The organism is Chryseobacterium sp. JAH (assembly GCF_001507335.1).
Classification (GTDB): Bacteria; Bacteroidota; Bacteroidia; order Flavobacteriales; family Weeksellaceae; genus Chryseobacterium.
The window spans coordinates 227022-248220 of the sequence record NZ_LMAH01000001.1 but is presented as its reverse complement, the minus strand read 5'-3'; the positions used below and the strand labels follow the sequence as shown (position 1 = coordinate 248220).

The following is a 21199-nucleotide window of genomic DNA, read 5'->3' as shown; positions in this document are numbered from 1 at the left end:
TTATAAACTCCCTTTGGTTGATGGTAAATTATAATTTAGGTCAGTCTGATTGACTGCCATTTTTATCGCTTTTGCAAAAGCTTTAAATATTGATTCAATTTTGTGATGTTCATTCTCCCCTTCAGATTTAATATTCAAATTGCATCTTGCAGCATCAGTAAACGACTTAAAAAAGTGATAAAACATTTCTGTTGGTACATCTCCTATTTTTTCTCTTTTAAAATTTGCATCCCACACCAACCAAGGCCGGCCACCAAAATCAATCGCCACTTGAGAAAGACAATCATCCATCGGAAGAAGAAAACCATATCTTTCAATTCCTTTCTTCTTCCCTAAAGCTTGTATAATGGCTTCTCCAAAGACAATTCCTGTGTCTTCAATTGTGTGGTGTTCATCAACTTGTAAATCTCCCTCCACTTTAATTTTTAAATCTAAATTTCCGTGCTTTGAAATCTGATCTAACATGTGGTCAAAAAAATGTAACCCAGTTGAAATTTCAGAATTTCCACTTCCATCAAGATTGACCTCGACTTCTATTTTAGTTTCATTTGTCTTTCTGTTAACGGTAGCTTTTCTTGGAATTTGTTTTAAAAATTGATAGATTTCGGACCAATTTTCAGTCGTTAAATTCGCATTTCCATTTTTAGAATTACTAATGAAAATACTTTTTGAACCTAAGTTTTTAGCTAATTGAATATCCGTCAAACGGTCTCCGATAACGAAAGAATTTTCAAGATCATAACTGCCATACATATATTTTCCAAGCATTCCGATTTCTGGTTTCCTGTTTGGTGAATTTTCGTGCTCAAAACTTGTATCAATCAAAATATCATTGAAAATAATTCCCTCATTTTCAAACGCTTTCAACATCTTCTCCTGAGGTTTTATGAAATTTTCAAAAGGAAAACTGTCTGTTCCCAAACCATCCTGATTGGTCACCATGACCAGTTCATAGTCGAATTCCTTTGCGATTTTGGATAAATTTTGAAAAACAAAAGGATAAAATTCTAGTTTTTCGAGTGAATCAACCTGAAAATCTGTTGGTGGCTCAATAATTAACGTTCCGTCACGGTCGATGAATAATACTTTTTTCATTTCTTTAAATACTTTTTAAAATAGTAATCAGTGTTTGATTTTCATTTCTGCTTCCCACATTGATTCTTATGCAGCTCGGAATCTGAGGGAATCTTTTGCTTGTTAAAATTTCATGTTCAAGCAATGTTGAGTAAACTTTTTCTACTTCTTTAAATTCTAACAGAAAAAAATTAGCATCCGTGGGAAACACTTTCGAAATGCATTCTACATTTTTAAGTTGATCACTCAGCCAATCTCGTTCTTTTAAAATTTCATTTAAATTAATATGAAAATCTTCGATTTGATCCAGTTTTTCTAAAACTAAATTTTGACTTAAAATATTCACATTAAAAGGTGATTTAACTGTGTAGATAAGATTGGTGATTTCTATGGACGAATAGGCAATTCCAATTCTCGCTCCTGCCAATCCCCAAGCTTTTGAGAAAGTCTGCAAAACAATTAGATTCGGATATTTATTGATTAATTCCAGACAAGATTTTTGTTCTGAAAACTCAATATACGCTTCATCAACAACTACAATTCCGTCAAAATTCTGGATGTAAAATTCAATGTCATCAATTGAGTTGCCGGTTGGGTTATTGGGCGAACATAGAAATAAAACTTTAGGTTGATCCTTTTTAATCGCATTCAAAAAATCTTCTTTTACAATTTCGAAATTTTCATTGAGGTTGAGCTGTACAATTGCATTTTCATTGATTGCAGCATAAAATCCGTACATCGCAAATGAAGGATTCATCACCACGACAGAATCTTTTTTAGGCTCACAGAAAATTTTTATAATCAAATCAATTAATTCATCACTTCCGTTTCCAATCGCAATTTGGCCGGCTGAAATGTTTTTGGAAACTGATATTTTTTCTCTAAGATTCTTGTGTGTAGAATCTGGATAGCGGTTAAATTCACCAAACGGACTTTCGTTAGCATCCATCAATAAAGGATTTTCAAACGTATTGTTATCTCTGAAACTGATGTATGGTTTCAATTCTAAAATATTTTTTCTAACTAATTTTTGAATATTTATTGTCGTCATAATCTTATTTTAATCTAATGGATACTGCATTTTTATGAGCTAAAAGTCCCTCTGCATCCGCCATAAGTTCTATTGTTTTTCCTAAATTCTTTAATCCTTCTTTCGACAAATTTTGAAAAGTAATTTTCTTCACAAAACTGTCTAATGAAACTCCGCTGTAATTTTTAGCGAAACCGTTTGTGGGAAGTGTATGATTGGTACCACTGGCGTAATCTCCGGCACTTTCACATGAATAATTTCCAAGAAAGACCGAGCCCGCACTCTGAATTTCAGCAATGTAGTTTTCAAATTTTTCCACTGCTAAAATCAAATGTTCCGGCGCATACAGATTGCTGAATTCTAAAGCATCATACATAGAGTCCAGTAAAATAAAATGGCTGTTGTTCAGTGATTGTTGAGCAAATTCGTTTCTTGGAAGCTCTTGGATCTGTTGTTTAACTTCCTGAATTGTTTTATTCAAAACTTTCAAATCTGTTGAAATAAAAATCACCTGACTGTCACTTCCATGCTCTGCCTGAGACAACAGATCTGCCGCACAAAACTCCGGAATAGCATTTTCATCGGCGATAACCAAAACTTCACTTGGTCCGGCCGGCATATCGACTGCCACATCAAAATTCTGTGCAAAATCTTTCGCAGCCACCACAAATTGATTTCCAGGACCGAAAATTTTATAGACATTCGGAATGCTTTCTGTACCGAAAGTCATTGCTGCAACAGCTTGCGCTCCACCTACTTTAAATATTTTTGAAATTCCGCAAAGTTTTGCGGTGTACAAAATTGCTGGATTGATATTTCCATTCTGATCTGGTGGTGTACACAATATAATCTCCTTGCAACCTGCCAATTGAGCAGGAACTGCGAGCATTAAAACCGTCGAAAACAGTGGCGCTGTTCCTCCAGGAATATAGATTCCCACTTTTTCGATCGCACGGTTTTCTCTCCAGCAAATCACGCCTTTCGTCGTTTCTATTGTCTGAATTTTATTTATTTGTGAAGCGTGAAATTTCGTAATATTTTCTTTTGCAGTCTGAATAGCTAATTTTAAATCTTCCGAAACTAAAGCTGCAGTTACTTCAACTTCTTCCTGAGTTACTTGCAGCTGATTAATTGTAGCAGAATCAAATTTTTGAGCATAATCGATTAAAGATTGATCACCATTTTTTTCGACTTCTGCGAAGATTTCTTTAATAATTTCTGAAACTTCCTGTTTTTTTAGAATAGGTCTTTTAACAAATTCAAACCAGGTTTCTCTTTTTGGATTTTTGTAAATGTTCATTTTAGATTACCATTTTATCGATTGGAATGATCAGAATATCCTGTGCACCTTTTTGTTTTAATTCGTCAATGACGTCCCAAAATCGTTCTTCGTCGATTACCGAATGAATACTACTCCAACCCGCTTCAGCAAGTGGAATTACCGTTGGACTTTTTAATACTGGAAGGACGTTAGAGATTTCTGAAATCTTATCATTTGGAACATTCATCAGGATATATTTTGAATTTTTAGCCTTCAAAACCGCTTTAATTCTGAAAAGCAACTTGTATAAAGTTTCTTCCTGTGATGTATTAAGATTGATGTTTTTTGCTAAAACAGCTTCAGATTTTAGAATGGTAACTGTTTCACGCAGTCCGTTTTTGAATAAAGTGCTCCCCGAACTTACGATATCACAAATTCCATCTGCCAGTCCGATATTCGGAGCTATTTCTACAGAACCGGAAATCACGTGAATGTCAGCCTGAATATTATTCTCGTTTAAATATTTTTTAAGCGTATTGGGGTACGAAGTGGCAATTTTTTTTCCATTGAAATATTGTGGCTGATCAGTATCAATATCTTTCGGAATGGCCAATGAAACACGACATTTGGAGAAGCCTAATTTCTGTACAATTACATTTTTCTTCTGTTTTTCTGCCAGAAGATTTTCACCGACAATCGCAATATCTACGACTCCATCTTCCAAATATTGCGGGATATCCGAGTTTCTGAGGTACATGATTTCCAAAGGGAAATTATCTACCAAAACCTTCAGCTGGTCTTTTCCATTGTTTACAGAAATGCCACAATCTTTGAGAAGCTGTAAAGATTCTTCGTACAACCGGCCGTTTTTCTGAATAGCAATTTTTAATTTACTCATTACTTTTTAAAAGATTTGGTCTGAGTAAATAAAGCTGATTAATCGAATTTTACAGAAATGTGCAAACAAAAAAAACCGTCCTTTACTCAGACGGTTTTTAATTTATTTTTATGAATTCAACACAAAATATCAATCACTTCCGCCTTAGCTGAGATGATGATAATGATGAAGTGTTGAGAAATTCGGTTTCATTTTTTGAATATTGTGATACAAATGTAGAACTTATTTTTAAACTTCCAAGAATTTTATAAAATAATTTTTTGGTAAAAATTCATTAGCTCATTGGCAATCGGCTCGTCATTGAATTTTTGAACAAACTCAAAACCCTTATCAGCACGGCGTTTTCTTTCAGATTCGTTGTCCCATAAAAATTTTACTTTTGATTTTACATCTAAATAATTTTGAGGATCGATATAAACTGAATCATAACCTCCTGCTTCCGGAAGACAGCTTGTATTGCTAGTTACCGTTACGGTTTTTGAAAATAATGCTTCAATCACCGGAATTCCGAACCCTTCAAAAAAACTTGGATAAACAAAAATATCAGCCAATTTGTAAATCACAGCCAACTCATCCATCGAAACACCTTCCAGAAAATAAATTTGCTTTTCCATTTTATTTTTCCGGATGAAGTCTTGTACTTTTTTGAAGTATTTTGTTTTTCTTCCGACAACGACTAAAGGAATTTCAGTTTTATCGATTGCTTTTACAATATTCAAGAGGTTTTTTCGCTCTTCAATTGTTCCGACATTTAGAATAAATCGTTCAGGTAAATTGAATTTTTTTTTGGTTTTCTGAATGAATTCTTCAGATTGATTTTCTTTGAAAGCGCGGTGACAGCCCTGATAAATCACTTCAATTTTATGTTCAGGAACTTTTAAATAATGAATAATATCCTGCTTGGTCTGCTCTGAAATTGCTATAATTTTGTCCGCAGATTCAGCCGCTTTTTTAAATTTCCAGAAATGAATTTTTCTGTCAAAAAAAGAATAATATTGAGGATACCTTATGAAAATCAGATCATGAATCGTGACCACTTTCTTAATTGGGTTTCTGTCCCATTTTAATGGTAATTCACCTGATAATCCGTGGAATATATCTGCATTTTCTGCCTGCGCATCCTTCCCCATCTTAAGCTGGCGGGAAAATTTTCCTTTCGAAGTTTCTATGAAATAGACATTTGCTTTTTCTAAAATTTCCTTTCCTCTTTCTGACTTATTTTTGTTGAGTACGAGATATTCATTGTCCGGAAAATATTGAGATAAAATCCTCACCAAATCACGGGAGTAGTTGCCTAAACCAGAAGTATTGTGAAAGAACCGTTTTGCATCAAATGCTATCTTCATTTTCAGGCTTTATGATGTTTTGAGTAAGCTGTTTTCTCTTCCAGTGCTCAGATTTGTCTTTGTACAAGAAAAATTTACCCATTTTATATTTAAACTGCATTTTATTGTCATAATGCGGCGCCAAAAAACGGTGTGGAATATTTGGATCGTCTGCAAGACACTGCTTGACCGAATCTGTATAAACGGTAGGTCCTGTAGTTTTATGAACGTTATGAGGATAAGGATTATTTTTAATATTATCCATTATATTCTCTAACGTTTTTTGTAAAAATGGGTGTCCGGCTGCATAAACCAGACCCCATTGTACATAATACGTAGGAGGAATTTCATCAGTCACCAATGCAACGTCATCCTCACGGATGAGCTTTCGCAACGGGATGTTAATTCCACTGTCTATATCCAGATACACTCCACCTTTCTTATATAAAATGGCGTACCTGAAAAAATCTGCTTTGGCGGCTCCGATTGTTAATCTATTGTAAGCTTTGCTATATTCCGGTGGAAACTCTTCTCTAAAAAAAGTCTGAATCTTTTCATCATCATAAAAATGATATTGATATTCAGGATTCTTTTTGAGCATCCTTTTAATGTAGAATTTTGTCAACCAGGGTAATTTACTGGTTTTAAAAGTCTGGAATATTTGCTTCGGAATTGCCATTGTAGAATAATTAAACTGCTACGTTATTTTCTCTTAAAGCATCATTAAGAGACGTTTTTTTATCTGTAGATTCTTTTCTTTGACCAATGATCAAAGCACACGGAACCTGAAATTCTCCAGCAGGATACTGTTTTGTATAACTTCCAGGAATCACTACTGAGCGTGCAGGAACTCTTCCTTTAATTTCAATAGGCTCTGGACCTGTAACGTCGATAATTTTAGTTGAAGCAGTCAATACAACATTTGCACCCAAAACTGCCTCTTTTTCAACATGAACACCTTCTACAACGATACATCTCGAACCGATAAAACAGTCATCTTCGATAATTACCGGTGCAGCCTGAAGTGGTTCCAAAACACCACCAATACCAACACCACCACTTAAATGAACGTTTTTACCAATCTGCGCGCAGCTTCCAACTGTCGCCCAGGTATCAACCATTGTTCCTGAATCTACATAAGCTCCGATATTTACATAAGAAGGCATTAAAATTACGCCTGAAGCGATGAAAGATCCTTCTCTCGCAACTGCATGAGGCACAACTCTTACTCCTTTTTCAGCATAATTTCTTTTCAACGGCATTTTGTCATGGAACTCAAAAGGACCTACCTCAATCGTCTCCATTTTTTGGATTGGGAAATACATAACTACTGCTTTCTTTACCCATTCATTTACCTGCCATCCGTTTTCTGTAGGTTCAGCGACACGAAGTTTACCTGAGTCTAATAGAGAAATAACTTCTCTGATTGTTGCTTTACTGTCTTCGTTTTGTAATAAATCTCTATTATCCCAAATGTTTTCAATAGTTTGTTGTAACGACATGTTTTTAGTTTAAATCAGTTTAATAATTATGTCGCCAAATATACAAAAAAGTTGTTCAAAAGCCTTTCAAACTATTGTTCTGAAAGCGATTTATTTTACATTAAAACATGAAGTAATTATCAAAAAATTATAAAACCCTCTGTGCATGTAGATAGGCTTTGTTCCAGTATTTTTCGTTGAGAGAAGAAATAATTACACCTTTTGATGTGGATGCGTGAATGAATTTAACCTCGCCGTCATTTTCTATGGTGTGAACAATTCCTACATGGGAAACTTTACTACCGCCAGCTGTGGCAAAAAACAAAAGATCCCCAGGTTTTACTTCTTCCACATCAATGTTTTTGCCTGTATTTGCCTGATCAGCTGATCTCCTTGGAAGTTTCAAACCGTTTTCGTCAAAAACTTTGGTAGTCAGTCCTGAACAATCAAAACCAGAAGACGAGTTTCCTCCAAATTTATAGGGTGTTCCTAAATATCTTTCAGCATCTTTTAGAACGCTTTTCATTGAGCCAGATATCGAACCGTCAAATTTTGAATCCAGTTTTCTTAGATTTTCAGACTTTGCAACTGCTTTTGATGAAGAATTTTTTGATTTTGAAACAGCCTTTGAACTTCCACATGATACGACAAATGAAGTGAAAATGGTCATAACAGCAAAATACTTTACAATCGGTCTGTATCTAATTATCTTAAAAATCATATCTGGTTGATTTATAGTATACAACATTTTATATACAAATATAAACAATTATTTTTTATGATAGTAGAACTATACTATAACTATACTATAAATATATGTTAAAATTATTATTTTGAAAAATAAATACTATATTTGGTATTCATTTATAATATATGGCGACGTACGAAAGTTTCATAAAAATTAACGGAACCGTTGGAGATCTGGTTTTTTACAATCTGAACGGTAAAAATGTGGTACGAAAGAAAAGCGGTTTTAATAAAAATGCTTTTAATAAAAGTCCGTCATACGAAAAAGTCCGTCAGAATAGTTCAGAATTCGGGCATTGTTCTAAAATCGGTAAAATTTTTAGACAATGTTTAGAACCTTATATTAAAGAATGTAATGATGCTCTACTCTATCAGAAGTTTGCCAAGCTGATGACTGAAGTTAAAGATTTGGACTCGATTTCCGAGAAAGGTAAAAGAACTGTGAAAGTCGGATTGTGTACAGAACCTGGAATGCAAATGCTTCAAAGTTTTCAATTTGGAAACATCATGTCATTAGAGAATTGTGTTACCGTTTCTGCTGGTTTATGGGATTGTAGTTTAGTTCTAGATAAAAATATAAGTATTGACGAAATTGTAGTAGAAACTCTTTGTATTGATTTTGAAAAATATCTAGCACAACAATTTAAAGAGACTATACCTATTGAAAAACCGCTCAATGAATACATTTTCCACAAACATTTTTCAGATGAAGAGATGAAATTTAATTTTGTCATTTTAAGGAAAAATGATAAAATTATAAGAATGGGATTTATTTAAAAGATTATTTCTTTCTTAGAATTTGACAGATTGTGGCGATTTTTTTATTGTAAATTTAGTGATAAAGCAAAAAAAAACCTGTAAACTAATGCTTACAGGTTTTTCTTATGTTATATAAAAATTATTTGTTCTTTTCTCCAGTCCAAGCACCACTTCTTGTTGGTGTTGGTACAGCATTAGTCCAATTTCCTTCTCCTTTTTTATCTGTGGTAAGAGTTCCAGTGAACTGACCGTCAGAAGGAAGACCTAGATCTGCAGTTAACTGCCCTGAATCGTCTAAGTGACCAGAAATGTTATAGTTCTCGTTATTAATTTCAGAATGCATCGTCCCTGTAACGTTCCCATCGCTTGCTACTACAAAATTCCACACTCCTTTATCGCTCCCGGTATACGTTCCAGACCAAGTTCCAATGTAATCATAGATTGTTTCATCATCAGCGGTACACCCAATTAATAAAAAAGTCGTCACTAAAAGTAAAAAAAGTTTCTTCATAGCTTTTAATATAGTTTGATAATTTTTGTTAAAGTGGAGAATATGGGGATCGAACCCACCACCTTTAGACTGCCAGTCTAACGCTCTAGCCAGATGAGCTAATTCCCCTTATCTCTGTGCTTTTCACACGAAGCGGTACAAAAGTAAGTAATTAAACCATATTTGCAAATATTTTGTTAAATTTTATTTAAGAAAATGCTTGAATTTTAAAGACAATAAACGTTTTTTTAAAATTCTTTAAGAAAATGATAAAAATAAATTCTTTATTTACTATTTTTCAACTGTAAGGCGCGCTGATAAAATGACTGTGCAGTCAATTTATTTTCAGCTTCTTCTATTGCCCTCAATAAGTGATTGTTATTGTCAGCTATTTCACCTAAAATAGTAGAAACTAATCTCCAAACTGGCTGCATTTTTTCGGTTAAATTTACACCTTTTGGTGATAATTCAATCATACGTTTACGCTCATCAGTTTTATCTTTTTTAGAAAGTATTAGCTGTTGCTTTTCAAGTTCTTTTAATAAACTGATAGTTGAAGGATGACTGTAACCTATTTCATTAGCAATTTCTACAACACTCAATATCTTTTTGTGATGCAGCGTGTAAATTACAGGAAACCATTTTGGCTCAAAATCGATTTCAAATTCTTTATAGATGAGTGCTCCGTCTTTACGCAACTGCTCACTGAGTCTCTGTAATCTTGTAGACAAGGCCAAGATGCCTGATTGGTCAATTACATTCATTATTGAGATTTTAAATTAAGGAAGCAAAAAACATTATCAGCATTCATCAAGGGGAATTTTGAGGGAAGCTTGCCTTTCTCAATCATATTGAAACCATTTCTTTCGTAAAAACGGAGTGCGGCCTTCAATATAGATACCGTTCCTAAATAGACTTCATCAATACCATTTTCACGACAGTATTTGATAAGTTTTTCTAACAGTTTTTGCGCAATGCTGTATTCCTTTCCTCTGAATTCTTTTTTGACAAACATCTTTCTGATTGCCGCAGCTTTTTTATCAAACTTAACCAAAGCTATTGTTCCTACAAGCTCACCATTGATGAAGGCGGCCAAAAAATTTCCGCCGCTCGCTAAATAAAATTCATCAATATGAAAAAGATCCGGTTGGTCATCAATAGTTATGGGAACGTTAAATTCTTTCTGCTGAATATTCAGTATTAAATCAATGACTGATTCAGAATATAGATTGCCTATTTGTTGTATTTTTAACATCGTATTTATTTATGTACAAAACTACGTAGTTAACTACATATATGCAAGTGGAGTTTAAAAACAACCATAAAAAAACGTATGCTGAAAATAGCATACGTTTAAATTATTTGATTTATCAGTCTAAAACAAATTTCTATCTGTTTATTTCCATCCACCACCAAGGGCTCTGTATAAATCTACTGCTGCTTTCATTTTACTGTACTGCGCATTAGAGATATTCAGCTCGGCATTCAATGAATTGACATTGGCATTTAATACCTCAAGATAGTTTGCCATCCCGTAGTTCACCAATTCCTGAGAATACTCTACCGAATTTTTATAGGCATTCAATTCTTTTGTTTTTAAATCGATAAAAGAATCCTGTACTGAAAATACTCTGATCGCATCAGAAACTTCTTTTCCTGCAGTAAGAACTGCTTTTCTAAAGTTTAAATAGGCCGTTTCCTTGTTCGCTAAACTAACTTCGTAGTTGGTTTTAATCTGTCTTTTATTTAAAATCGGTTGTGCTAATCCACCGATTAAACTTGCGAAAAGTGAATTGACACTAAACAAATGATCGATATCCACTGACTGTAATCCGCCGCTTCCTGTCAGTTTCAGTGTTGGATAGAACTGTGCTTTTGCAGAATTGGTTAATTCAAATGCATTCATCAGATTAAATTCTGCCTGCATTACATCCGGACGGTTTGCCAGTAAATTGGCGGGATATCCCAATGCAAAATTTGCAGGAAGTGTTTGTCCTTCTAAAGTCGATCTCTCTATTATCTGAGAAGGTTCACCCATCAAAAGACTCATTGTATTTTCTAACTGTTGAATCTGCGTATCAATGTCGATTAATAAAGACTGAGCATTGTAAACCAACGCAGAACTTTGCTGAACTGCAACTTCTGTAAGTGTTCCTGCTACTTTTAAAGCTTTCGTCGTTTCAAGATTATTCTCGCGGATTTTTATGGTTTCCTGAATGATTCTTTTTTGGTCATCTAAAGTTAAAAGCTGATAATAACTTGAAGCAATTGACGAAACCAAATCACTTTTAACAGCTTGATGTGCCGCAACATTTCCCAAATAAGTTGCTAACTGAGCTTTTTCCTGAGCTTTTAATTTTCCCCATAAATCAGCTTCCCAAGCGATGCTTCCGGTAATGTCAAACTGGTTTACATATCTTCTCTCTCCAATGATCTGCCCAAACTGAGTATTCAAGGATTGAGTCTGAAAAGTATAACCGGGACCCACTGTTAATGTCGGTTGATAAGCGGCTTTGCTCTGTCTCAAATACGCTTCTGCAGAAGTAATGTTCTGCAGAGCGATTCTTATATCTAAATTGTTTTCTAAAGCTTTAGAAATATGCTTTTGAAGGATAGGATCGGTAAATATTTCTTTCCAGGAAACATTCGCTGTGCTTGTACTATCCTGCGGAAGAATATCTGTACGGAAGAGTTTTTCATCTACAACGGCTACAGGTCTTTCATACTCCTTTCTGACATGACAGGAAGTAATAACCAGAGCGGTAAGCACCGAAAAAGCAGTTCCTTTTATTATTGATAAATTTTTCATTATTTAAATCTTAAAGATTTCTTATTCAGCTAAATTGATGTCTTCGTGCTTGATCGGTTTGATTTTCTCCTGTAAAGTCTGGAAAACCACGTACAACACCGGAATTACAAAAACTCCTAGTATCGTACCTATCAATAATCCTATCGAAGCCCCGGTTGCGATTGATCTGTTACCTACAGCACCAATTCCGCTTGCTAGAACCAATGGTAATAAACCGAAGATAAAGGCTAGAGATGTCATCAAAATCGGTCTCAGTCTCGCTTTAGCTGCATTGATGGCTGATTCCACGATCGTTTCACCATGATGTCTTCTCTGAACCGCAAATTCGATAATTAAAATCGCATTTTTTGCCAACAATCCGACCAACATGATTAATGCAATCTGGAAATAAATATTGTTCTCGAGTCCCATTATTTTTTGCCCGAAATAAGCTCCCATCACCCCAAGAGGAAGTGAAATTACAACGACCAAAGGTAAAATATAACTTTCGTACTGAGCAGAAAGGATGAAATACACAAATACCAAACTCAAAGCAAAAATCAATAGAGTCTGAGATCCTGAACTTAATTCTTCTCTTGTAAGACCTGTAAATTCAACATCATAATTCTGATCAAGTGTTTCTTTAGCAACTTCCTGCACTGCAGTAATCGCATCACCAGAGCTGAATCCTGCTTTGTTGGCTCCTGTGATTTTTACGGAAGTAAACAAATTGTAACGACCAACAGATTGTGGACCGTATGTTTTATTCAAGCTTACAAACTGTGAAATCGGAGTCATTTCACCTGAACTTGTTTTAACATAATATTGATTAAGATTTTCTGCATTTACTCTGTCTTCAGGAAGCGCTTGAATCATTACTCTGAACTGTTTTCCGTATTTCGTAAAGTCAGCACCGTAAATTCCTCCGATGTATCCCTGCATTGTTGCCAAAATATCATTCACAGAAACTCCTTTTTGTTTTGCTAAAGGAACATTAATCTGCATCATGTACTGAGGATATTTTGTATTGAAAGAAGTCTGAGCAAATTCAATTTCCGGTCTCTGCATTAAGTTTCCGATGAATTCGTTGGTTTTTGCATCCAACTGAGCAAAATCACCTCCAGACTTATCTAAAAGTACCATCTCAAAACCAGCACTGTTACCGAATCCCGGTACACTTGGTGGCTGGAAGAATACTACTTTCGCATCAGGTACTTTTCCTGCAAGACCAAATAATCGCTTAGATATTTCTTCGGAAGATAAACCGTCTCCTTTTCTGTCATCAAATGGTTTCAGTTTTATAAAAGCAAGACCATTATTGCTTCCGTTTCCGGAAAGTAAACCTCTACCTGTAGAAATGGTGACGTTCTGAATTCCGGGAATCTGCATCGCATTTTTCTGTATTGTCTTTAAAACATTATAGGTTCTTTCCATTGAGGCTCCCGGAGGAAGCTGTACGTCGGTAAAGATAATTCCTCTGTCTTCTGTCGGTACAAAACCTTTCTTCATACTTCCGTTTGCCCAGTAAATAATTCCTCCAGTAACGATAAGAATTACGACGGTCACCCATTTATGTTTAATTAAGAAATTAAATCCTCTTCCGTAACGTTCGGTTGCTGTTTTGAAACCAATATTAAATTTATAAAAGAATTTCTGAATGAAATTTTTACTTTTATAATCCTCGTGATGGTCTTCGTGTGGTTTTAAAAATAATGAACATAAAACCGGACTTAATGTCAATGCATTTACTGCTGAAATAATAATCGCAATAATCAAAGTAATCCCAAACTGCTGATAAAATACACCGGTAGGACCTGTAATAAATGTAACCGGAATAAATACTGCAGCCATTACTAAAGTAATGGAGATAATCGCGCCTGTAATTTCATCCATCGCCTCAACGGTAGCTTTCTTCGCATTCGAAATACCGTTCTCCATTTTAGCATGTACGGCCTCGACGACGACAATTGCATCATCCACCACAATACCGATTGCCAGTACCAATGCAAAAAGCGTTAAAAGGTTTAATGAATATCCAAATAAATTCAGGAAGAAGAATGTACCCACAATCGAAACCGGAACCGCAATCGCTGGAATCAAAGTTGATCTGAAATCCTGTAAGAATATATACACTACAATAAATACCAGAATAAATGCTTCAATCAAAGTATGAACTACTTTTTCAATCGATGCATCCAAGAATTCATTAGTATCAAAGTTAAAAGTATATTTTACACCCTCAGGATATGAACTTTCATTTTCTTTAAGCTGTTTTTTGATATTTTCAATAATTTCCTGAGCGTTTGATCCCGGAGTTTGAAAAACGCCCATACTGATGGATGGATTGTCACCATTTTCACCAACTCCTGAGTAAGAAAGACCTCCCAATTCAACTTTTGCAACGTCTTTCAGCATAAGATTCTGTCCGTCAGGCAGTGATTTGATGATAATGTCATCGTATTGTTCCTTTTCACTGAATTTCCCGACATATTTAATAATATATTCGAAAGAACTTCCGCTGTTTTGTCCTAAAGAACCCGCAGCTGCTTCTCTACTTTGATCGTTGATAGCTGCTGTCACTTCAGTTGGTGTGATCCCATAAGCTGCTAATTTTGCGGGATCAAGCCAGATTCTCATCGAATAGTTTTTCCCTCCAAAAACATTGGCTTCACCTACTCCATTGATCCTTTGAAGATTAGGGATAACGTTGATATTCAAGAAGTTTTGAAGGTAGACATCATCAATGTTTTTATTTTCCGAGTAAAAAGAAAGATACATTAATGCACTTGTCTGCTGCTTCTGAGTTACTACCCCTGCTCTGGTAACTTCACTTGGAAGTAAAGGGGAAGCTCTGGCTACACGGTTTTGTACGTTTACCGCAGCAATATCAGCGTCAATTCCCTGTTTAAAAAATACCTGAATTTGAGCCGAACCGTCATTACCGGCCGTTGAAGTAATATAATCCATTCCTTCAACACCATTAATCTGTTCTTCCAAAGGAACAACCACACTTTTCATTACGGTTTCAGCGTTGGCTCCGGTGTAATTTGCCCTTACACTCACCGTCGCAGGTGCAATGTCTGGATACTGTGTCACCGGAAGTGCTGTCAATCCCAAAACCCCGAGAATAACAATCAGGATCGAGATGACAGTGGATAAAACCGGTCTGTTAATAAAGTTCTTTATCATTAGAATTTCGGTTTTACTGATTGTACAAGACTATCCATGCTAACTTTTTTAGGTTTTACTGCGGTACCAGGTTTTATATTTCCGGTTCCTGCAGCAATAATAACTTCACCTTTTTTAAGTCCTGATTTTATTAAAGCTAAATTGTCAATTCTTTCAATGACTTCCACAACGGTATTTCTTGCAGTATCTTTTTCAACTTTATAAACATAAACAATACCTTGCTGTTCGTAAGTTGCACTTTCCGGAACCACCAACACATTGTCAAATGTCTTAGGAAATCTGATACTACCACTGTTTCCGTTACTTAAAAGCTTCTGTGCATTTTTAAATGCAACTCTGAACTGAATTGTTCCAGTTGTTGCATCGATAGAACCTGTAATGGCTTGTATTCTTCCTTTTTCAGGATACAAACTTCCGTTTGCGAGTTGTAATTCAACCATTGGAAGATTTTTTATTTTTTCAGGAACGGTTGCGCCGACAGATTTTTCCAAGAAATCGAAATATTCTTTTTCATTCATTGAAAAGTAAGCAAAAACTTCTGAAGTATCTGAAATTGTAGTCAGTGCCATTTGGTCTGTTGGTCCCACTAAGCTTCCAACTTTTAAAGGTAATTTACCAATGACACCAGATATAGGTGCACGAATGATTGAATAATCAACGTTAGCAGCTGCTCCTTTATAATTGGCATTGGCCTGTTGTCTTGCTGCAATTGCTTGCTGCACCTGAGCCTGAGCCTGAGAAAGATTTGCCTGAGCAGTCTGAAGCTGGATATTGCTGATGATGTTTTTTTCAACCAAGGGTTTCAACTTGTTCACTTCAACCTGAGCTGCATTTACAGCTGCCTGAGCTGCCGCAATATTTGACTGTGCAGCACCTACTCCTGCCTTTGCTGCTGCTGCTGTTTCATTTAATGTATTCGTTTCAAGACGGAACAATGGCTGTCCCTTGGTTACATATTGTCCTTCATCAACCAAAACCTGAGTAATGTAGCCTGAAATTTTGGCTCTCACGTCATTATTTACTCTGCCTTCAATACTTGCAGGGAAGGTATCGTATCCTGTAATATTTTTATTTTCTACCGATATAACAGGAAAGGGTTTTGGGCCATCCTGTTTCGGAGCTTCTTTTTTGCAGGCAGTCAGAGAAAATGCTGCTACAGAAAATAATATAAGCTTGTTTGTCATTTTATAGTTTATTAAGAGATTCCTGAATATTTACGATGCTTTTGTTTAACAGAGATTTATAGACTTCCATTTTTAGATCATATTCCTCGTCTTTTACTTTTCTGAAATGATTGAGTTCGTCTAAAAGCTTCAATTCATCCTGCATTTTCTGAACTATTTTTTCAAATCTGATTTTTTTATAATCATCATTCGCGAAAAAATAACGCTTTCTCTCATCCATTTTATTAACATCAATGATTAATTGTGAATTTAGTAGAAGAGAAATATTGGTAGAAACAGAACTTTTACTTGCTGAAAAAACTTCCACAAACTCATCAAAAGTAATTCCCACCTTTTCAAAATCGAAAATAAGGTAGGAATAGATTTTAGAAGCCAATGGAGGCAGATTTAGAACATTGCTGTAAAATTTCACAGCATCCTGAAAAATCTTCTCATCAATTTCTATACTTTTATTCATATGAAGAAATTATTGGTTAGTAGTGACTATATAATTGTTCTCAAAATTTCATTTGATTAGAATATGTATTAAGTACAATTCATAGCATATTAATTCTCAGCAAAAGTAAAACTTAGTTCGGAACTAAACGAACAAACTTAATAGAGTTTATGAATATATAGTTTCCTAAAGAATCAATTGAAACAGATTTAACTTTTTGATGTTTTTTACATCAATACCTTTTCGTACGCTTTTCTCATTCCCGATTGCAGTAAAACTTCACCACAATAGGTATACCCTTTTGACTCAAGAATTTTGAGCATTGCCGTATTATCATAGTTCGTATCAACTTTGATACTATGCACATTTTGAGATCTTACATAATCTTCAATAACATCAAAAAGCTTTTTAGCCAAACCTTGTCCTGCAAACTTTTCAGAGACTGCAACTCTATGAATTACAACAAATTCACCATTGGTAAGCCACGCTCCATCAATCGTACTGTATGCCGGTTCATCATTAAAAATCAAAGCCACATAAACTGCAATTTCATCATTGACCGTCAATACAAAACCAAAATTTTTAGCGATATCAGTTTCTACTGTTTGCTCGTTTGGGTAGCCATTCTGCCATTGGGTACTTCCGTCAATTCTCCTTCTTTCGATTGATTGCTGAATGATTTCCCAGATGATATCTTTGTCTGAAATTTCAGCTTTTCTAAATTTAATGGTATTATTCTGAGTCATTAAAGTTTATATTTTTAGATTAAACAATTATTGATAATGATATATCACTTGAAAATTCTTAAAATTTGACAAAAAAAACCGAAAACTAATTTGAATTAATTTTCGGTTCCGAAGTAGTAAAATTTAAAATTATGAAATTGATTTTTATTGATTCTGATTTTGTTGAAGATAAGCATCTATTACATCGAATGCTTTCTTCTCATCAAGCAAATCTACCATTACCTTCAGCGAAGTCGCAGTAGGTGTTGTCGTGAAAGTTAAATAATTATTTTCAACGGTATTGGTGATCTGCGCATCTTCTAATTTAGACTTGATTAACTGAATTTCTGAAGGTTTATCGCTTTCAAAAACTGATACTCTCGTGTTACGTTCCATATAAAATTACATTTTGAGTATCTAAATATAGGGTGTTTTTTTTACAATTCCAAATTTTGAAATTTTAAATTTTATTAATATTGCCCTCAATTTTATCTAAAGCAGTCTGAATTTCTTCTTTTGTAACATTCAAATGCGGTCTGAAACGCAATGATTGGTCACCACATGAAAGTATGATTAAACCTTCTTCAAACAAAATTTCTCTCAAATGGTTTCTTTGTTCGTGTGTTGGCAAATCAATAGCACACATCAACCCTCTTCCTCTAGCATTAGCAATTTTATCAGGATATTTTTGAGCTAAATTTTGAAGGCCTTCTAATAAATAGTTGCCGACAACTCTGGCATTTTCAACTAAATTTTCCTTTTCAATTACTTCCATCACCAATTGGAAACGCAGCATATCAATAAAGTTACCACCAAAAGTGGAATTGATTCTTGAGCTTTCTCTGAAAACATTGTTTGGCACTTCGTCAAATTTTTCTCTGTTGGCTAAAACCCCGCAAACCTGTGTTTTTTTTCCGAAAGCAATAATGTCTGGTCTTACACTAAAATGTTCAAATGACCACATTTTTCCAGTAATTCCAATTCCGGTCTGTACTTCATCAAAAATTAATAGAACTTCGTGCTCATCACACAGTTTTCTCAATTCAACGAAAAATTCATCTCTGAAGTGATTGTCACCACCTTCTGCCTGAATAGGCTCGATGATGATACACGCAACCTTGTCAGGATTTGATAAAATTGCTTCGCCAATATTAAGTAAAGCTAGGTTTTCATTATTGATCGTTTCCTCAAGATTTTCCTCTGTGATAGGGAAATTCAGTTTAGGATTGATAATTCTTGGCCATTCAAACATCGGGAAATACTGATATTTTCTTGGATCTGACGTATTTGTTAAGCTTAAAGTATAACCACTTCGTCCATGAAACGCCTGTCTGAAATGAATGCATATTCCGGCTTCAATATCAAGACCTTTATCGAAATTTTTTCTTGTTTTCCAGTCAAAACATGCTTTCATCGCATTCTCAACTCCTAGAGTTCCACCTTCGATGAAGAATGCATACTGAAGCTCGTTTGGCATCACTACTCTTTCGAAAGTATCCAAGAAGTCTGCATATTCTTTAGAATAAACGTCTGCTAAAGTTGGTTTATTGATGGCCATTTTTCCCAACCAATCTGATTTTTCAACCAGGTAAGGATGATTGTAGCCAATGGAAGCTGAGCCGAACATTGAAAACATATCCAGATAATTTTTACCTGTTAGAGAATCATGAATCCACGATCCATGAGAATTTTCTATGTCCATGACAAAATCAAAACCGTCTGCTAAAACGTGCTTTCCTACGGTTTCTTTTACTTTATTTATTTTTGTTTCTACTGTGTGTTCCATATTATTGTGATTGAATAATTAAAAATGTTTAAAGATTTTTAATTGTAAATTTTTGCTTTTTAGATCTTTAAATGACTTGAATATTTTAATTGAATACTTTATAAATCAAATTTAATTCCCTGTGCTAATGGAAGATTTGCGGTATAATTAATCGTGTTGGTTTGCCTTCTCATGTAATATTTCCAAACATCAGATCCCGATTCTCTACCACCTCCTGTTTCTTTTTCACCACCAAAAGCTCCGCCGATTTCTGCACCGGAAGTTCCGATATTGACGTTTGCAATTCCACAGTCTGAACCGGCCTGAGAAAGAAATAATTCAGCTTCTCTAAGATTTTGAGTCATAATTGCAGATGATAATCCTTGAGGAACATCATTCTGAATTTCAATGGCTTCCTCCAAAGTCTTATATTTAATTAAATACAAAATTGGTGCAAAAGTTTCGTGTTGTACGATTTCAAAAGAATTTTCAACTTCAGCGATACACGGTTTTACATAGCATCCAGATTCATAATCTTTCCCTTCTAAAACTCCGCCTTCCACAACAAATTTTCCGCCTTCCTGAATACAGTTTTCTATGGCCATTTCGTACTGATTCACTGCATGAACGTCGATAAGTGGTCCAACGTGCATATTTTCGTCTAAAGGATTTCCAATTTTTAACTGTCCGTAAGCTTTTACCAAGCGGTTTTTCACTTCATCATAAACATCTTCATGAATGATCAATCTTCTGGTTGATGTACATCTTTGTCCTGCAGTTCCTACGGCTCCGAAAACTGCTCCGATGATTGACATATCCAAATCGGCATCTTTAGAAATGATGATGGCATTATTTCCACCCAATTCTAGGATTGATTTTCCGAATCGTTCAGCTACTTTAGAAGAAACCATTCTTCCTACTTTGGTTGAACCAGTAAATGAAATCAATGATACTCGTTTGTCATCAACTAATTTTTGTCCGATTTCGTGATCTGAAACCAAAACACTAGAAATACCTTCTGGAAGATTGTTTTCCTTTAAAACTTCCATCATAATATTCTGACAGGCAATGGCACAGAAAGGAGTTTTCTCTGACGGCTTCCAAATCGTAACATTTCCACAAATCCATGCTAGAGCGGTATTCCAAGCCCACACAGCAACAGGAAAGTTGAAAGCGGTAATAACACCAACAATTCCAAGCGGATGATATTGTTCGTACATTCTGTGTCCCGGTCTTTCGGAATGCATTGTGTAACCGTGAAGCTGTCTTGAAAGTCCAACCGCAAAATCACAGATGTCGATCATTTCCTGCACTTCACCAAGACCTTCCTGTAAAGATTTCCCCATTTCATAAGAAACAAGTTTCCCTAAATCGTCTTTATATTCTCTTAATTTCTGACCCAATTGTCTTACGAACTCTCCTCTCTTAGGAGCAGGAATCATTCTGAATTCTTTGAAAGCAGTTTGTGCAGTTTCGATTACCTTGTCGTAATCTTTCTCTGCCGAAGTTTTTATTTTTCCGATTAATCTTCCGTCTGACGGCGAATAACTTTCAATCGTTTTTCCGGAAGCGAAAAATTTACCTCCTGTGGAAGTTCCTTTATTTTCATCTTTTATTCCAAGATTTTTTAAAGATTTTTCAATTCCGAAGTCTTTGACTTTTTTTGACATAAATATTACTTTTCGTTTTGCCTAAGATAAAAAGATTTCTTAGACTAATGAAATTTTAATCATTTAAAGCTATTTTTATTTGGAATGATTATAAACATCTTTATCTTTGTAGTATAAATCTTTGTCGAAATGGAAACCAATAAATCTGTAAAAGAACCTACAGAAGAGAAAAAATCTCGCTGGAAGAAAATGCTGAAGAAATTTGGAATCGGCGGAATTATCTTTTTTACAATAAAGGGAATTATTACCTCCACATTGATTTACTTTTTAGGTAAAAATTTCTGGACAATTATCAGTGGATATTTTTCGGGAATATTCCAATAAAAAAGGCAAAGAATTTCTTCTATGCCCATCATTTTAATTAAAACTTTACTATC

At 34.9% G+C, this 21199-nt stretch carries 21 protein-coding genes and 1 tRNA gene; 2 read left to right on the top strand and 20 right to left on the bottom strand.

Features of this window, described 5'->3' with window-relative positions; genetic code table 11:
• From hisB to AR685_RS01135, 8 genes are all read right to left on the bottom strand, one after another.
• Entirely contained in the window at positions 1–1095 is a 1095-nt protein-coding gene (hisB, locus tag AR685_RS01170) for a bifunctional histidinol-phosphatase/imidazoleglycerol-phosphate dehydratase HisB (RefSeq protein ID WP_059123472.1), read from the bottom strand.
• Between the two features lie 4 nt (positions 1096–1099).
• Entirely contained in the window at positions 1100–2125 is a 1026-nt protein-coding gene (hisC, locus tag AR685_RS01165; protein WP_059123471.1) for a histidinol-phosphate transaminase, read from the bottom strand.
• Between the two features lie 4 nt (positions 2126–2129).
• A complete protein-coding gene (gene hisD, locus AR685_RS01160) occupies positions 2130–3404 on the bottom strand; it encodes a histidinol dehydrogenase (RefSeq protein ID WP_059123470.1) in 1275 nt (424 codons plus the stop codon).
• 1 nt (position 3405) lies between these two features.
• Positions 3406–4263, bottom strand: coding sequence for an ATP phosphoribosyltransferase (gene hisG / locus AR685_RS01155; protein WP_047444031.1), 858 nt, complete (start codon positions 4261–4263; stop codon positions 3406–3408).
• Between the two features lie 245 nt (positions 4264–4508).
• The gene (locus AR685_RS01150; protein ID WP_047444030.1) at positions 4509–5609 is read right to left on the bottom strand and encodes a glycosyltransferase family 4 protein; all 1101 of its coding nucleotides are present in this window, start codon (positions 5607–5609) and stop codon (positions 4509–4511) included.
• Positions 5593–6267: a glycosyltransferase family 32 protein gene (locus AR685_RS01145; RefSeq protein WP_047444029.1), complete on the bottom strand. Its 675-nt coding sequence runs from the start codon at positions 6265–6267 to the stop codon at positions 5593–5595. The genes AR685_RS01150 and AR685_RS01145 overlap by 17 nt, the downstream gene beginning before the upstream one ends.
• A 10-nt stretch (positions 6268–6277) precedes the next feature.
• A complete protein-coding gene (locus AR685_RS01140) occupies positions 6278–7090 on the bottom strand; it encodes a 2,3,4,5-tetrahydropyridine-2,6-dicarboxylate N-succinyltransferase (RefSeq protein WP_047444028.1) in 813 nt (270 codons plus the stop codon).
• Between the two features lie 127 nt (positions 7091–7217).
• Entirely contained in the window at positions 7218–7790 is a 573-nt protein-coding gene (locus AR685_RS01135) for a C40 family peptidase (protein WP_082671873.1), read from the bottom strand.
• Positions 7791–7942: 152 nt separating this feature from the next.
• Here AR685_RS01135 and AR685_RS01130 point away from each other — a divergent pair, with 152 nt between their 5' ends.
• Positions 7943–8593, top strand: coding sequence for a hypothetical protein (locus tag AR685_RS01130; RefSeq protein WP_059123469.1), 651 nt, complete (start codon positions 7943–7945; stop codon positions 8591–8593).
• A gap of 121 nt (positions 8594–8714) precedes the next feature.
• Here the strand turns inward: AR685_RS01130 and AR685_RS01125 are convergent, their stop codons facing one another.
• From AR685_RS01125 to AR685_RS01070, 12 genes are all read right to left on the bottom strand, one after another.
• A complete protein-coding gene (locus tag AR685_RS01125) occupies positions 8715–9086 on the bottom strand; it encodes a hypothetical protein (RefSeq protein WP_047444027.1) in 372 nt (123 codons plus the stop codon).
• 34 nt (positions 9087–9120) lie between these two features.
• Positions 9121–9194, bottom strand: a tRNA-Ala gene (locus AR685_RS01120).
• A 155-nt stretch (positions 9195–9349) separates the two neighbouring features.
• Complete coding sequence (locus AR685_RS01115; protein ID WP_059123468.1) at positions 9350–9829, bottom strand: MarR family winged helix-turn-helix transcriptional regulator; 480 nt, start codon at positions 9827–9829, stop codon at positions 9350–9352.
• Positions 9829–10320 (bottom strand): GNAT family N-acetyltransferase, encoded by a 492-nt coding sequence (locus AR685_RS01110; RefSeq protein ID WP_059123467.1) that lies wholly within the window; start codon positions 10318–10320, stop codon positions 9829–9831. The genes AR685_RS01115 and AR685_RS01110 overlap by 1 nt, the downstream gene beginning before the upstream one ends.
• 141 nt (positions 10321–10461) lie before the next feature.
• Complete coding sequence (locus AR685_RS01105) at positions 10462–11874, bottom strand: efflux transporter outer membrane subunit (RefSeq protein WP_059123466.1); 1413 nt, start codon at positions 11872–11874, stop codon at positions 10462–10464.
• A gap of 21 nt (positions 11875–11895) precedes the next feature.
• The gene (locus AR685_RS01100; protein ID WP_059123465.1) at positions 11896–15042 is read right to left on the bottom strand and encodes an efflux RND transporter permease subunit; all 3147 of its coding nucleotides are present in this window, start codon (positions 15040–15042) and stop codon (positions 11896–11898) included.
• Positions 15042–16226, bottom strand: a complete 1185-nt coding sequence (locus AR685_RS01095) for an efflux RND transporter periplasmic adaptor subunit (protein WP_059123464.1) — start codon at positions 16224–16226, stop codon at positions 15042–15044. Before AR685_RS01095 ends, AR685_RS01100 begins: the two co-directional genes overlap by 1 nt.
• Position 16227: 1 nt before the next feature.
• Complete coding sequence (locus tag AR685_RS01090) at positions 16228–16683, bottom strand: GbsR/MarR family transcriptional regulator (protein WP_047444021.1); 456 nt, start codon at positions 16681–16683, stop codon at positions 16228–16230.
• A 206-nt stretch (positions 16684–16889) separates the two neighbouring features.
• Complete coding sequence (locus AR685_RS01085; RefSeq protein ID WP_047444020.1) at positions 16890–17408, bottom strand: GNAT family N-acetyltransferase; 519 nt, start codon at positions 17406–17408, stop codon at positions 16890–16892.
• A 144-nt stretch (positions 17409–17552) separates the two neighbouring features.
• Positions 17553–17783, bottom strand: coding sequence for a DUF2007 domain-containing protein (locus tag AR685_RS01080; RefSeq protein WP_047444019.1), 231 nt, complete (start codon positions 17781–17783; stop codon positions 17553–17555).
• A 64-nt stretch (positions 17784–17847) separates the two neighbouring features.
• Complete coding sequence (lat, locus tag AR685_RS01075) at positions 17848–19173, bottom strand: L-lysine 6-transaminase (RefSeq protein ID WP_059123463.1); 1326 nt, start codon at positions 19171–19173, stop codon at positions 17848–17850.
• 98 nt (positions 19174–19271) lie between these two features.
• A complete protein-coding gene (locus tag AR685_RS01070; RefSeq protein ID WP_047444017.1) occupies positions 19272–20822 on the bottom strand; it encodes an aldehyde dehydrogenase family protein in 1551 nt (516 codons plus the stop codon).
• Between the two features lie 129 nt (positions 20823–20951).
• Between AR685_RS01070 and AR685_RS01065 the strand changes: the two genes are divergently transcribed.
• Positions 20952–21146, top strand: coding sequence for a hypothetical protein (locus AR685_RS01065; RefSeq protein ID WP_047444016.1), 195 nt, complete (start codon positions 20952–20954; stop codon positions 21144–21146).
• Positions 21147–21199: the final 53 nt, after the last annotated feature.

What these genes read in the sequence shown, in the direction of transcription:
- hisB (WP_059123472.1), bottom strand. Translation starts at nt 1,095, where the DNA reads ATGAAAAAAGTATTATTCATCGACCGTGACGGAACGTTAATTATTGAG.
- hisC (WP_059123471.1), bottom strand. Translation starts at nt 2,125, where the DNA reads ATGACGACAATAAATATTCAAAAATTAGTTAGAAAAAATATTTTAGAA.
- hisD (WP_059123470.1), bottom strand. Translation starts at nt 3,404, where the DNA reads ATGAACATTTACAAAAATCCAAAAAGAGAAACCTGGTTTGAATTTGTT.
- hisG (WP_047444031.1), bottom strand. Translation starts at nt 4,263, where the DNA reads ATGAGTAAATTAAAAATTGCTATTCAGAAAAACGGCCGGTTGTACGAA.
- AR685_RS01150 (WP_047444030.1), bottom strand. Translation starts at nt 5,609, where the DNA reads ATGAAGATAGCATTTGATGCAAAACGGTTCTTTCACAATACTTCTGGT.
- AR685_RS01145 (WP_047444029.1), bottom strand. Translation starts at nt 6,267, where the DNA reads ATGGCAATTCCGAAGCAAATATTCCAGACTTTTAAAACCAGTAAATTA.
- AR685_RS01140 (WP_047444028.1), bottom strand. Translation starts at nt 7,090, where the DNA reads ATGTCGTTACAACAAACTATTGAAAACATTTGGGATAATAGAGATTTA.
- AR685_RS01135 (WP_082671873.1), bottom strand. Translation starts at nt 7,790, where the DNA reads ATGATTTTTAAGATAATTAGATACAGACCGATTGTAAAGTATTTTGCT.
- AR685_RS01130 (WP_059123469.1), top strand. Translation starts at nt 7,943, where the DNA reads ATGGCGACGTACGAAAGTTTCATAAAAATTAACGGAACCGTTGGAGAT.
- AR685_RS01125 (WP_047444027.1), bottom strand. Translation starts at nt 9,086, where the DNA reads ATGAAGAAACTTTTTTTACTTTTAGTGACGACTTTTTTATTAATTGGG.
- AR685_RS01115 (WP_059123468.1), bottom strand. Translation starts at nt 9,829, where the DNA reads ATGAATGTAATTGACCAATCAGGCATCTTGGCCTTGTCTACAAGATTA.
- AR685_RS01110 (WP_059123467.1), bottom strand. Translation starts at nt 10,320, where the DNA reads ATGTTAAAAATACAACAAATAGGCAATCTATATTCTGAATCAGTCATT.
- AR685_RS01105 (WP_059123466.1), bottom strand. Translation starts at nt 11,874, where the DNA reads ATGAAAAATTTATCAATAATAAAAGGAACTGCTTTTTCGGTGCTTACC.
- AR685_RS01100 (WP_059123465.1), bottom strand. Translation starts at nt 15,042, where the DNA reads ATGATAAAGAACTTTATTAACAGACCGGTTTTATCCACTGTCATCTCG.
- AR685_RS01095 (WP_059123464.1), bottom strand. Translation starts at nt 16,226, where the DNA reads ATGACAAACAAGCTTATATTATTTTCTGTAGCAGCATTTTCTCTGACT.
- AR685_RS01090 (WP_047444021.1), bottom strand. Translation starts at nt 16,683, where the DNA reads ATGAATAAAAGTATAGAAATTGATGAGAAGATTTTTCAGGATGCTGTG.
- AR685_RS01085 (WP_047444020.1), bottom strand. Translation starts at nt 17,408, where the DNA reads ATGACTCAGAATAATACCATTAAATTTAGAAAAGCTGAAATTTCAGAC.
- AR685_RS01080 (WP_047444019.1), bottom strand. Translation starts at nt 17,783, where the DNA reads ATGGAACGTAACACGAGAGTATCAGTTTTTGAAAGCGATAAACCTTCA.
- lat (WP_059123463.1), bottom strand. Translation starts at nt 19,173, where the DNA reads ATGGAACACACAGTAGAAACAAAAATAAATAAAGTAAAAGAAACCGTA.
- AR685_RS01070 (WP_047444017.1), bottom strand. Translation starts at nt 20,822, where the DNA reads ATGTCAAAAAAAGTCAAAGACTTCGGAATTGAAAAATCTTTAAAAAAT.
- AR685_RS01065 (WP_047444016.1), top strand. Translation starts at nt 20,952, where the DNA reads ATGGAAACCAATAAATCTGTAAAAGAACCTACAGAAGAGAAAAAATCT.